This window comes from Microbacterium sp. 13-71-7 (genome assembly GCF_002257455.1).
Lineage (GTDB): Bacteria > Actinomycetota > Actinomycetes > Actinomycetales > Microbacteriaceae > Microbacterium.
The window spans coordinates 1-12,683 of record NZ_NCKN01000116.1 but is presented as its reverse complement, the minus strand read 5'-3'; the positions used below and the strand labels follow the sequence as shown (position 1 = coordinate 12,683).

General features: G+C 68.1%; 11 protein-coding genes and 1 pseudogene. 8 read left to right on the top strand and 4 right to left on the bottom strand.

Translation table 11 applies throughout. The features are described from left to right. Window positions 1–79 precede the first annotated feature (79 nt). A complete protein-coding gene (locus B7X32_RS12190) occupies window positions 80–2,500 on the bottom strand; it encodes a hypothetical protein (RefSeq protein ID WP_292719881.1) in 2,421 nt (806 codons plus the stop codon). A 513-nt stretch (window positions 2,501–3,013) separates the two neighbouring features. Here B7X32_RS12190 and B7X32_RS12185 point away from each other — a divergent pair. Beyond that, on the top strand, window positions 3,014–3,958 hold the full coding sequence (locus tag B7X32_RS12185) for a hypothetical protein (RefSeq protein WP_292719879.1): 945 nt from the start codon (window positions 3,014–3,016) through the stop codon (window positions 3,956–3,958). Window positions 3,959–4,276: 318 nt separating this feature from the next. Here B7X32_RS12185 and B7X32_RS12180 read toward each other — a convergent pair whose 3' ends face one another. Then, the gene (locus B7X32_RS12180; RefSeq protein ID WP_292719877.1) at window positions 4,277–4,975 is read right to left on the bottom strand and encodes a lipoate--protein ligase family protein; all 699 of its coding nucleotides are present in this window, start codon (window positions 4,973–4,975) and stop codon (window positions 4,277–4,279) included. Beyond that, a complete protein-coding gene (locus B7X32_RS12175; RefSeq protein WP_292719875.1) occupies window positions 4,972–5,676 on the bottom strand; it encodes a hypothetical protein in 705 nt (234 codons plus the stop codon). The genes B7X32_RS12180 and B7X32_RS12175 overlap by 4 nt, the downstream gene beginning before the upstream one ends. A gap of 258 nt (window positions 5,677–5,934) precedes the next feature. On the opposite strand from B7X32_RS12175, the gene coaBC reads away from it, so the two are divergent. The 6 genes from coaBC (at window position 5,935) to pucL (ending at window position 10,690) form a co-directional block, all read left to right on the top strand. Then, window positions 5,935–7,152: a bifunctional phosphopantothenoylcysteine decarboxylase/phosphopantothenate--cysteine ligase CoaBC gene (gene coaBC, locus B7X32_RS12170; RefSeq protein ID WP_292719873.1), complete on the top strand. Its 1,218-nt coding sequence runs from the start codon at window positions 5,935–5,937 to the stop codon at window positions 7,150–7,152. Window positions 7,153–7,241: 89 nt separating this feature from the next. Then, window positions 7,242–8,117: a CoA ester lyase gene (locus tag B7X32_RS12165; RefSeq protein ID WP_292719872.1), complete on the top strand. Its 876-nt coding sequence runs from the start codon at window positions 7,242–7,244 to the stop codon at window positions 8,115–8,117. Window positions 8,118–8,231: 114 nt separating this feature from the next. Beyond that, window positions 8,232–8,699 (top strand): thioredoxin-dependent thiol peroxidase, encoded by a 468-nt coding sequence (gene bcp / locus B7X32_RS12160; protein ID WP_292719870.1) that lies wholly within the window; start codon window positions 8,232–8,234, stop codon window positions 8,697–8,699. Window positions 8,700–8,942: 243 nt separating this feature from the next. Next, window positions 8,943–9,446 (top strand): 2-oxo-4-hydroxy-4-carboxy-5-ureidoimidazoline decarboxylase, encoded by a 504-nt coding sequence (gene uraD / locus B7X32_RS12155; RefSeq protein WP_292719868.1) that lies wholly within the window; start codon window positions 8,943–8,945, stop codon window positions 9,444–9,446. Then, window positions 9,443–9,784, top strand: coding sequence for a hydroxyisourate hydrolase (gene uraH / locus B7X32_RS12150; protein ID WP_292719866.1), 342 nt, complete (start codon window positions 9,443–9,445; stop codon window positions 9,782–9,784). Before uraD ends, uraH begins: the two co-directional genes overlap by 4 nt. 12 nt (window positions 9,785–9,796) lie before the next feature. Next, complete coding sequence (gene pucL / locus B7X32_RS12145) at window positions 9,797–10,690, top strand: factor-independent urate hydroxylase (RefSeq protein WP_292719864.1); 894 nt, start codon at window positions 9,797–9,799, stop codon at window positions 10,688–10,690. Window positions 10,691–10,781: 91 nt separating this feature from the next. Here the strand turns inward: pucL and B7X32_RS12140 are convergent, their stop codons facing one another. After that, window positions 10,782–11,558: an SDR family oxidoreductase gene (locus B7X32_RS12140; protein WP_292719862.1), complete on the bottom strand. Its 777-nt coding sequence runs from the start codon at window positions 11,556–11,558 to the stop codon at window positions 10,782–10,784. A gap of 112 nt (window positions 11,559–11,670) precedes the next feature. On the opposite strand from B7X32_RS12140, the pseudogene B7X32_RS12135 reads away from it, so the two are divergent. Further along, window positions 11,671–12,683, top strand: a pseudogene (locus B7X32_RS12135) (pyruvate dehydrogenase (acetyl-transferring), homodimeric type); the annotation flags it as partial.

Genomic DNA, 12,683 nt, shown 5'->3' with positions numbered 1-12,683 from the left:
TGGGCCGTTTGACGCCCATCGAGTTCGAGACCATCATGAACACGACCGTCGCACTGGCGGCGTGACTACAACCTGTCACCTATCCGTGCAGCAGTCCCGAGCTTTTCACTGGATCGAGCGTTGCATCTCGCAAGTCACCGCGATGAAGGTCGTCATCTCGTACCTCGAGGAACGGCCGAAAGGCCGGGTGGACGCGATACCTAACTTTGGATTCGTGCCTAGATGCGAACCTCTCCGCAACCTTTACCTGACGGCGCGAGTCTGTTTCCCCCTCTACGTGGACGAACTCGCCAGAACGGACTTCGACCCCAAGAAAGGACGTCCGCACGAGCCAATCCCGGATGGACTCCGGATCCCCATACGCCACGAGCAACTCGGTCAACTCCTCTTCGTGGAGAGTGCAATCTAGGCCTGCGAACTCGTAAAGCACTTCTTCAAGGTTGAAGTCTTCAGCGTCGCTCTCAACAAGGAGCGCCTCGATCGCGAATCGCGAGTACTGCTTCTCGGCGAACGTCACATCGGCCGCGGTAATGCGGGAATGTTTGCGATTGATCGCGGTGGTCAGAGACGCATTGGCGAAAAAGATCAGGTCGCGCGGACGAGACAAAGTGCGCCAAAGGAAGTAGTCGCGTGTGGGGAGGCCTCGTACTTCTAAATCGAAGACCTCGCCCCACATGTCAAAGGCGGCTGCCTTTCCCTTGCGTGATCGATTCGCGACATAGCGTTCCTCGAGGACTCGTACGAGGAGTTCGGGGTCCTGCCAGCGCACGCTAAGCACGCCAACTTTGTCGGGCTCACGAGCAAATCGGGCGATCGCGTCGTAGATATCGGTTCGCAGAAAAATCCCAAGCGTAACCCGAGCCGGCGATAAACCTGACGGGGGCTTGCTGAACTCGCGTTCAACGCGTCCGATCGAAGTCAGAAGCGCCAATATGAACCGGGCCATCACACTGTATTCGACGCCCTTTTCCCAGGTCTTGTCGAGGTTGTCGATGAGTACGGCAACGCGATCGAAGTCTCCGATCGCGCGAAGGACATGCTCTCGGAGGGGTCCGAGCCGGTTGAGCCGAAGCATTCGACCGACAAAGGCTTGAGTTGCCTCGCCGTCGCGTGGGTTTTCCTGCGCCAGCCGATCGACCGCGCGCTCTAGGCGAGTTGAGAGATCGCCATCCAGATCGACATCTAGTTCGTCGAGCTCTGCAGCAAGGTCTTGCAGGTCAGTATTGGTGCCTGTGCCAGCTGGCTTCTCGGTAGCGTGTTTCACTGCGCGCACCGCTATCTCCGTATGAAGGAGATAGCTCCACAGGCTAACCATGAGGTACTCGGAGTGGCCACCGGCCCCCAAACGATTTACGAGCTCGATGAGACCAGCGAGCTCATACGCGGAGGGCTTAACGGAGACGACGAGGTTCCGACGATCCCGCCTCAGTTCGTCAACCGCCTGGCTCATCGTCGCGGTCTTGCCGGTTCCTTTGCGGCCGACGAAGACTTTCGCGTCGCCCGCCAGTATCGATCGGAACTCGCTCGTCTCCACAAAATAGTCGGTGAGCTCCTCCCGCTCATACTCCGCGACGAACTGCCCAAAGCTGCGGATCGGCAGTTCTATATCGAGCGCGAGCCGCCCCAGCCGCTTGTTTGTGCCCGCCTGCTTCGGCAGCGTATCGAGCCAGCTGCGAACGTGCTCGATCAAGTCTGCCGTGCTGCCGTAGCTGTAGAGAAGGTCGCGGTAGTCGAGCGGCGACTCGAATCCGTCTTCAACGACCATGAGGATCGGCAGCTCAAATCCGTGCGCAATTCCGGCCATCAGACTGGCACGGGCGTTGTGCTCCCGTGCGCGGACCCTTCTTTCGGCGAGGAGGTGGAAGACGGCTGCAGAGGACCGGTAGATCTCTTTCACATAGAACTCCAGCGGCGCCATCCCTAGGTCGTCACCGGCTCCAAGTAGTTGAAGGTGAGACTGACGCTCAAGAAATGCCTCGAGGGAGATCGCGGGCTGGATTCGCGACGGGAGCGGTGGCGCGAACACAGCCTCGGGCTGCCTCGACTTGCCGCCGGCAAGGAGCCGTTCGAGCAGAGGGCTGCTTCCGATGCGCTCCGGATCTTCCGTGATGCACTGCGTCGCAAGCGAGTCTGAACTTGCTGAGTAGTTGACGCGGCCGATGGTCGAAAGGATGCCCAACTCCTTCCAGTTCCTGGCGGCCTCTTCGTCCGTTTCGTCAAACGCCAGCCACACATGTTTGCCGCGCGCGAGTGCGTAACCAGCTTCAAACAATACGTTGGGGTTTAGGTCACTGACCTCGGCCACGACTCCTGCATGTTCATCGATGGCTGCCGTGATGGAGTCGATCAAGATTCCGCCCTTGATGCGCAGATCTTCCCAGGTCAGCGCTTTGCCGCCGCCCTTGCGGATTCCTTTTACGGCCCCACGCATAGTGTCGGCCCGGAGCCTCGGCTTCCCGCCGTATGCGAAAAACCACGACGTCGATGATTCATCCACCATCCCTGAAGGGTATCGGTCAAGCCCGACAATTTACGGGAGGAGTGGATTCTCCTCTTCGGCGTCGCTCAACGTCCGCGGGAGGCGGCATTGCGCTCGCGCTTCTTGACGGCTACGTGCGAACTTGCCGGACTCGCGCGCGAGCTCGGTTACACGGATGAGGCGATGCCCGGGAAGATCGTGCGCGACTACCTGGGCGCCAAGTGTCCGGATCACTCAAAGGCACCAGCGATGGGTGATCGATGAAGAGCAAGCAGCGGACGTTCGCGGCAACGTGCGCCGGACGTCCTATCGCTCCCTCGCCGGTCGGCCCGCGTGCGGATGCAGGCTAGATTCAGGCGGTGACGAGCTCTCGGGCACGGCCGACCAACCGAATCGAGTCAGCTCGTCGTCCTCGGGGACGGGTGAGCCCCAGGCGGCCCCCACAGACCGCGCCAGGTCGGCCGACGACTTGAGCGTGGACTGCTGCAAGCGCCCGGAGCAGGAACTGGGGCACCCGATTGCTAGTGTTCTGGTGTGACTGACTGGGATCCGCTGCTCAGAGAGATCGCAATTCAAGGGAAACTCCTCGATAGTGCTCTCGCCACGCGGCCGGACGAATCTGACGCCCTCCCAACGCGTGCTGAGCTGATGTCGGCGATGGACACGTTGCACCTGTTGGAGGCGGTACTCCGGGACGTCTCCAAGCAGGATCCGAGCCTGGCGATGACTGTCGAGCCTGTAGCGATCTACCGTGCGGCCGAGGCGATCCTCGATGATCTCCAAGTGGTCATGGAGCGCGGCCCGAGGGGCTCGCTACTCGACTGGTGCGATGGCGCTCGTCGAGTGATTGAGGCTGGAATCGCCGCTCTTCCGGAGGGAGCGGACAGGGTGCAGTTACTGACCGACGAGTTAGCGGTGCGAGGCCGGGTGCTGGATGCCGTGGGGGATCTGCGATCCCAACGCGCTGCAAAGTACTTGGATCAGGCCAGGAAGGCGTCCGAGGCGGCAAGCGACGCCGCTGGCGTCACAGGTAGCGTTTCGCTCTCTGAGTACTTTGCGAGCTACGCAAGGAGCGAGCGCATTGCCGCCGAATGGTTCCGGGGCGCCACGATCATCGGAATCATTGCGACTGCAGTGGCCGTATATCTCGTTCCTCATCCCGACGGGGACGACTGGGCCGGAATTGTGTACCGACTTGCAGTCCTCGGAGCGTTGGGTGCTCTCTTCGCCTACCTTGCGAAGCAAGCCGGACAACATCGGCGCGTAGCCAACTGGGCGAAGAGCATCGACGTGCAGTTGAAGTCATTCCGTGCGTTTGTCGAAGGAGCCCCCGAAGACGAGCACGGTGCAATCTACCGCGCTTTCGCCAATCGAGTCCTTGGCAATCCTCCGGAGAAGGCGAAGGATTCCTCGGACGACACTTTGCCTGCCGCTCAGGTGATCGACCTTCTAACAACGATCGCGAAGAAGACTCCCTAAACATGGACAGCGTCCGTCGAGAGCGCCGAATCTAGGCAACAACCGCGTCTGAGCCCGGGGCCCGACCGAGCGGAAGCGGTCCTTCGCAGCAGCAGACGAGCAGAATCTGCGAGTGCAGCGTAGGCCGTCGATGGCGGCCGCAAATGCCCGCCGGGACCGCCCTCGACTCGGCGAGGCACTCGCGGACCGCTGTATCCGTTCGCGCTACGACGATCGCGACGCTATGCACCCGCCCTCGCGCGTGGGGCAACGACGAGCGTCCTCCACCGTTGCGACATGAAGACCTCGGACCCGGGCGTTGACCGTTCCCACTGCCGATCAGACGATCAGCGCCGCCGCCAGCGCCTCCTCGACGTCTTCGCGCGAGACCGCCGGAGCCTCGGTGAGCATGGATCCGAAGGTCCGAGGATCCCACTCCAGCCCCAGCGCGGCGTTGGCGTCCGTGAGCACCGCGACGAAACGATCGACAGGACCGAATGCGAGCATCCCGCTGAGCAGTCGCGCGCCGCCCACACCGCGCTGCGAGGTGCCGACGAGCTTCACGGCGTCGCGGGCGTTGATGCTGTACTCGCCGGGGCAGTACTCGCCGGCGACCTCACCCAGCCGGGCGTCGACGCCGAGCCCCCGCAGTGCGTCGACGATCGTTCTCCCTGCCTGCGCGAACAGGGCGGTGGGGTCGGCATGCGATTCCTCGCGTTCGACGAGGTCGAAGACCAGACAGGTCTCGTCGTAGGCGGCGGCGCGGCCGCCGGTCGGGCGGATCGCCGGTGTGAAGCCGAGGCGCTCCGCCGCGGCCACGGCGATGTCGTAGCCGGGCATCAGGCTCTCCCGCCGGGTCAGGGCGAGCGTCGGCGCCGGCGTGTACAGACGGAGCAGCCGCTGCGGACCCTCTCCGGACGCGACCTGTCGGAGCAGCGCGACGGACCGCTCCAGGTCGTCCGCGCCGGGGAACGGCTGCCGGATCACGTCCCCGGGGATCGGGACGAGGCGATCCGAGGACCCCTCCGGCGTCGTCATGCCCAGTGCGCCGGCGCCGGCAGCGCGTGGTCGCGTACCTCGACGCCGTCGGGGCCGACCGACGCGATGCAGTACAGGAGGGACTGCGTCGGGTAGCCGTGGGGACGGTTGTCCCGGATGATCGCGCGGTCGTCGGTGGGATCCAGCTCCGCCGTCGTGGCGAGCAGGCGGATCCAGGACTCCGGCCACTCCTCGTCGCGGGTCGGATGCGCGCGGAACTCCGGCAGCCAGCGCGCGATGCGGGCGGTGTCGGGGTCGTCGAGATCGGAGTGGGCGATCATGTGGACGCCAGGGGGCACCGGCGTCTCGCGCAGCTCGGTGCCGTCCCAGGACAGTACGCGCGCGCCGTCGGGGGAGACCTCGAGCAGGTTGAAGCCGTGCATGCGCTCCGATCCGCTGGGCGAGGTGCCGGTGACCGACGCCGGCGCCAGCGTGCCGCGGGAGACGGCCTGATCATCGGGGAGGTCGAGCACGTCGGCGCGGTTCAGCAGCACGGCCAGCCGGTGCGAGGCCGGATCGACCGCGAGCCACGCGCCTCCTGCGCGGCGGTCGCGGATCCCGATGACCCCTGGGCGGTCGGGCCACCACTCGCCGAGCGCATCCCACTCGCGCAGCGGATCCTCATCCCGCACGGCCAGCAGCCGCACCACCGGTCCCTGACCCTCCTGGAGGGCGCCGACCTCGATCACGACGGTGCACACGCGCCTCAGTCTAGGCACGTCGACGCCCCCTCGCGGCGTCGAGGCCCCCTCGTGCGAACGTACCTGCGAGGGGGCGTCGGTCGTGGGAGGGGGCGTCGACGGGGATGGAGCGCTCACGGACCGGCGCCGCGTGAGCGCTCGCGCCGCGTGAGCGCTCGCGCCGCGCGAGCGCTCGCGCCGCGCGGGCGTGCGCGCGCCCGCGCGCCCACGGGCGCCGCTCCCAGCCCGCGCCCTCGACATCTCGGGCAGAATCGAGGGATGGACATCGTGGTGGGGGTCTCCGGCGGCATCGCGGCCTACAAGTCGGTGCAGCTCGTGCGGCTCCTCGTGAAGGCAGGGCACGCGGTCACCGTCGTCCCCACCGAGGACGCGCTGCGCTTCGTGGGCGCGCCGACGTGGGAGGCGATCAGCCGCAACCCGGTCACCACGAGCGTGCACGACGACGTGGCGAAGGTGCGCCACGTGGCCCTGGGTCAGGGCGCCGACCTGGTCGTGGTCGCGCCCGCCACCGCGAACACGATTGCGCGCATGGCCGCGGGCATCGCCGACAACCTGCTCGGCACGACGCTGCTGGCGACGACCGCCCCCGTGCTCATCGCACCGGCGATGCATGCCGAGATGTGGGCGCACCCCGCGACGCAGGCGAACATCCGCACGCTCGCCGAGCGCGGCGTGCACCTGATCGGCCCGGACGACGGCGAGCTGGCGGGCGGCGACAGCGGACCCGGCCGGATGAGCGAGCCCGAGGCGATCGCCGAGGCCGCGCTGCGCCTGCTCGCCCCGCAGGACCTCGCCGGTCTGACGGTCGTGGTCTCCGCGGGCGGCACGCGCGAGCCGATCGACCCCGTGCGCTATCTCGGCAACCGCTCCAGCGGGCGGCAGGGCGCGACCCTCGCCGTCGAGGCCGCGACCCGCGGCGCCGACGTCGAGCTCGTCGCGGCGAACCTCGCGGGGGACGTCCTCGCCGAGGCCGGTCATCCGCGGATCCGGATCCGTCCCGTCGCGACGGCCGCGGAGCTCGCGACCGCGATGAAGGAGGCGGCGGCCCGCGCGGACGCCGTGGTCATGGCCGCCGCCGTCGCCGACTACCGGCCCGCGCAGGCCGCCGCGCACAAGCTCACCAAGGAGGACGGGATCCTCGAGCGGATCGAGCTCGTGGAGAACGAGGACGTGCTGGCGGCCCTCGGCGCCGCCCGCCGGACGGGCGGAGCTCCCGAGGGGCAGGTCATCGTCGGCTTCGCCGCGGAGACGGCGACGGATCCGGAGGCCCGGCGCGAACGCGCGCGCCGCAAGCGCGAGCGCAAGGGCGCCGATCTGCTCGCCGTGAACCTCGCCGACGCCGAGCACGGGTTCGAGAAGCACGACAATGCCGTCGAGGTCATCGGTCCCGACGGGGCCGTTGTCGCGGTGGCATCCGGTTCGAAGCGCGCGGTCGCCGCGGCGCTGTGGGATGCCGTCGTCGCGCTGCGCGGCTGAGGCCGAGCCCTGCAGGGGGCTGGCGCCCGCTGACGAGCGGGAGTAGCCTTTTCATATCGCAAAAGTCAAGTTTCACAGAATGGAATACAATGAACGCTCCTCTGCCCACCACCGGCTCGCGCGAGATCGCGCCGGAGCTGGCGCGCTCGTGGCTCCTCGTCGCGGCGACGAGGCCGGAGACGTTCGACGACGCGGCGCGCTCGCACGCGGACGCCGTCGTGCTCGACGTGGAGGATGCGGTCGACGCGAGCCGCAAGGACTCCGCGCGCGATGACGTCGTGCGCTGGCTGCACGGCGCCGATGCGAACGGCAGGGCGAACCGCGCATGGGTGCGCATCAACGACGCGACCAGCGAGCACTGGTCCCCGGATCTGGACGGGCTGCGCGACGCCCCCGGTCTGCAGGGCGTGATGCTGGCCAAGACCGAGTTCGGCGGCCAGGTGATGGACACGTTCAACCGCCTCGGCGCGAAGGTGCCCGTGGTCGCGCTCGTCGAATCCGCGATCGGCATCGAGAACGCGACCGAGATCGCGCGGGCGAAGGGCGTCTTCCGGCTCGCCTTCGGCAGCGGCGACTTCCGCCGCGACACCGGCATGTCGGCCGATCGCGAGGCGATGGCGTACCCCCGCGCGCGCCTCGTCATCTCGAGCCGCGCCGGCGGCCTGCCGGGACCGATCGACGGCCCGACCGTCGGATCCAGCCATCCGATCCTGCGCGAGCAGTCGGCCATCACCGTGTCGATGGGGATGACCGGCAAGCTCTGCCTGCAGGCCGACCAGACCCCGGTGGTGAACGAGGTCATCAGCCCCACCCGCACCGACGTCGAGTGGGCCTACGAATTCCTCGAGGACTTCGAGGCGCGCGGCTGCATCGTCCGCGACGGCAGCGACCTGCCCCGCCTCGGCCGCGCCCGCAAGATCATGCAGCTCGCCGAGGCCTTCGGCGTGCTGCCCGCCGCCCACTGATCCCGGGTCGCCGGGCCTCCCGGCCCCGCTCGCCGGACCACTGACCCCGGTCGCTGAGCCTGTCGAAGCGTCCGCCCCCAGGATCCGCAGAACCCCATCCGAAAAGGAGACATCATGACCACTCGCCTCGCCGCCGGTGACACCGCTCCCGCCTTCGCCCTCGAGGACGCCGACGGCGCCCGCGTCTCGCTCGAGGACTACCGCGGACGCAACGTCGTCGTGTACTTCTACCCCAAGGCCGCGACCCCGGGGTGCACCACGGAGGCCTGCGACTTCCGCGACAGCCTGTCGTCGCTCGACGCCGCGGGCTACTCCGTGATCGGCGTCTCGCCCGATGAGGTCGCCGACATCCGGGCCTTCTCGGATGCGGAGGGCCTGACCTTCCCGCTGCTCGCCGACACCGATGCCGCCGTGGCGCGCGCCTGGGGAGTGTGGGGCGAGAAGACCGTGGGCGACCGCACCTTCGACGGCGTGATCCGCTCCACGTTCGTGCTGGACGGCGACGGCGTCGTGCAGCGCGCCGAGTACGGCGTCGACGCGACCGGCCACGTGGCGCGCCTGCGCGAAGAGCTCGGCGTCTGACCCCGGCACATCCCTTCCACTACCCCGAGTCGTCCCCCTCAGCGGAGCCCAGAGCGTCCGCTGAGGGGGACGACTCGCAATGGGGGTTGACAGGGCGGGGTTCCGTCCGCACAATAGTTACACATGCTGAAATAACAGTTCCGGACTGCGGAAACTATCCTCGAGATGGTGAACGGATCCCCTCGATAGGATCCGACCGTACTGCCTTACACGCCGGATGCCAGCATGGCTTGAGGATCGAAGATGTTGCTCGAGGAGTTCAACTCCGCAGGCCGTGATGACGCCACGGCCGTTGTGAAGCCCGCACTGGACATCGCCCGCTGGATCGCCGCGATCGTCGACGGCCGTCCCTACGCCTCGGTCGACGCGCTCTCCGCCGCCGCCCTCGAGGTCGCGGCCCCGCTCGCCGAGGCCGAGCTCGACGGCGCGCTCGCGCACCACCCGCGCATCGGCGCGAAGGTCGACGGCACGAGCGCCGAGGCCGCGCACTCGCGCCGCGAGCAGCCGAGCGTCGACGACGCCACCGCGGCCGCCCTCGCCGAGGGCAACCGCGCCTACGAGGAGCGGTTCGACCGCGTCTTCCTCGTGCGCGCCGCCGGCCGCAGCGCAGAGGACATCCTCGCCCTGCTGCACGAGCGGCTCGGCAACACCGACGAGCAGGAGCTCGCCGTCGTCGACCAGCAGCTGCGCGAGATCGCGGCCCTGCGGCTCGCGGCGGCCATCGAGACCGAAGGAGCGAGCGCATGAGCGTCTCCCACGTGACCACCCACATCCTGGACACATCGATCGGACGCCCCGCGTCCGGCGTCGCCGTCGCACTCGAAGCCCGCGACGGCGAGGGATGGGTCGGGATCGGTACGGGCTTCACCGATGCTGACGGGCGGGTGAAAGAGCTGGGCCCGGAGCGGCTGGAGAGCGGTGCATACCGCCTCCGGTTCGACACCGCGGCCTACTTCGACGGCATCGAAACGGACACCTTCTTCCCGGAGGTGGTGCTGACCTTCCTGGTCGACGCCGAGCAGGCGCACTATCACGTGCCGCTGCTGCTCAGTCCGTTCGCCTATTCCACCTACCGAGGAAGCTAAGAGGAATCCGACATGACCACCATCACCCTGGGCAAGAACCAGTACGGCAAGGCGGAGAACCGCGTCGTCCGCATCACGCGCGACACCGCCCGTCACGAGATCGAGGACCTCAACGTCACCTCGCAGCTGCGCGGCGACTTCGAGGCCGCCCACTTCGAGGGCGACAACGGACACGTCGTCGCCACCGACACGCAGAAGAACACGGTCTACGCCTTCGCCAAGGACGGCATCGGCAGCCCCGAGGAGTTCCTGCTCCGCCTCGGTCGCCACTTCACCGGCGGGTTCGACTGGGTCACCGGCGGACGCTGGGCCGCGGAGCAGTACACCTGGCTGCGCATCGAGGGCGACGCCGGCGAGCACGACCACTCGTTCGTCCGCGGCGGGACCGAGACCCGCACCGCGGTGGTGCAGATCGACGGCGACGACACCACGGTCATCGCCGGCCTGCAGGACCTCACGGTCCTCAAGTCCACCGCGAGCGGCTTCGTCGGCTACCCGAAGGATCCGTACACGACCCTCCCCGAGACCGAGGACCGCATCCTCGCCACCTCGGTGACGGCGAAGTGGCGCTACAACCGCATCGACCTCGACTTCAACGAGGTCTACGCGGACGTCCGTCGCCTCCTCCTCGCCGGCTTCTCGCGCAACTACTCGTACGCGCTGCAGCACACGCTCAAGGAGATGGCAGAGGCCGTGCTCGAGGCGCACCCGGAGATCGACGAGATCCGCTTCTCGACCCCGAACAAGCACCACTTCGTCGTGGACCTGTCGCCGTTCGGCCTGGAGAACCCGAACGAGGTGTTCTTCGCCGCCGACCGCCCCTACGGCCTCATCGAGGCGTCGTTCCTGCGCGACGACGCGGACGCCGACCACTGGTCCTGGGGCGGCATCGCCGGCTTCTGCTGAGCGCGCTCCGCACCGAAGCTCCGCACGGACGCTCGGTACCGAGATGAGGGGATGGATCTGCCCGATGGGATCCATCCCCTCATCCGTCGCCTCAGCCGCGTCCGCCGAACGGCATCCCGCTCGCCGTGACCGTGAGCGCGCCGATGTTCGCCTCGGCGGGCAGATCCGCCATGAACAGCACGGTGCGCGCCGCCGCGTCGACGTCGAACGTGGGCTCGACCCTGCGGCTGCCGTCGGCCTGGAGCGCGCCGGAGCCGACGCCGAGCTCGTCCATGATGTCGGTGCGGGTGTTGCCGATGTCGATCTGGCCGCAGGAGATGCGGTGCGCCCGGCCGTCCAGGTCGATCGAGCGCGTGAGCCCGGTGAGCGCGTGCTTGCTCACGGCGTAGGCGACCGAGAGCGGGCGGGGCGTCTGCGCGGAGATGGATCCGTTGTTGATGATCCGGCCGCCCTGCGGATCCTGTGCGCGCATCACGCGCATCGCGCCGCGCGCGCACAGCATCGCACCGGTGACGTTGACCGCGAGCGTGCGCTCCCAGTCGTCCAGGGAGATGTCGGCCGCCGACACCGCGGGGCCGAACGCGCCGGCGTTGTTGAACAGCACGTCCACCCGCCCCCACTCCTGCACGACGCGGTCGAAGAGCGCGTCCACCTCGGCCTCGACCGTGACGTCGGTCGGCACCACGAGGGCGTTCGACGGGATGCCTCTCCTCCCGGACGCATCCGGACGCCCCGACGCCGTCTCGGTCAGCGCGGCCTCGCGTCGCCCGGCCAGCGCCACGCGGTAGCCGGCCTCCAGCATCGTGCGCGCGACGGCGCGGCCGATCCCCGATCCCGCACCCGTCACCACGGCGATGCGTCCGCTCATCGTCACTCCTCGAAACTCAGACACGCTGCCCGATCGGCAGCCTCCTACATGTAGCAGATCAGCCCCGCCGCCCGACCGGCGGCCACCGATACCTCTCACAGAAAGGCCGAAGATGCGCGAACAGAGCAGCTCCGCCGCCCCCGGATCCGAGACCCTGGATCACGATCCCGAAGAGACCGCAGAATGGCTCGAGTCGCTGGACGCGCTCGTGGCGCAGCGCGGCGCCGAGCGCGGCGAGCACATCGTGCGCTCGCTCGCGGCCCGCGCCGGCTACGCGCCGGAGCCCACGGCGACGACCGACTACGTCAACACGATCCCGGTGTCGGAGGAGCCCGCCTACCCCGGCGACGAGGAGCTCGAGCGCCGCTACCGCGCCTGGATGCGCTGGAACGCCGCGATCCTGGTGCACCGCGCGCAGCGCCCCGGCATCGGCGTCGGCGGTCACATCTCCACCTACGCCGGAGCCGCCACCCTGTACGAGGTCGGCTTCAACCACTTCTTCCGCGGCAAGGACCACCCCGGCGGCGGCGACCAGGTGTACTTCCAGGGGCACGCCTCGCCCGGGATGTACGCCCGCGCGTTCCTGGAGGGGCGCCTCGGCGAGGAGGACCTGGACGGCTTCCGCCAGGAGAAGTCCCGCGAGGGCCACGCCCTGAGCTCCTACCCGCACCCGAGGCTCATGCCGGAGTTCTGGGAGTTCCCGACCGTGTCGATGGGCATCGGCCCGATGAATGCGATCTACCAGGCGCAGTCCAACCGGTACCTGCAGGGCCGGGGGCTCAAGGACACGAGCGATCAGCACGTCTGGGCGTTCCTCGGCGACGGCGAGATGGACGAGCCGGAGAGCCGCGGCCTGCTGCAGCTCGCGGCCAACGACGGCCTCGACAATCTGACGTTCGTGGTCAACTGCAATCTGCAGCGCCTCGACGGGCCAGTCCGCGGCAACGGCAAGATCATCCAGGAGCTGGAGGGCTTCTTCCGCGGCGCCGGGTGGAACGTCATCAAGGTCGTCTGGGGCCGCGAATGGGACGACCTGCTCGCCCGCGACGCCGACGGCGCGCTGCTCGACATCATGAACACGACCCGCGACGGCGACTACCAGACCTACAAGGCCGAGAGCGGCGC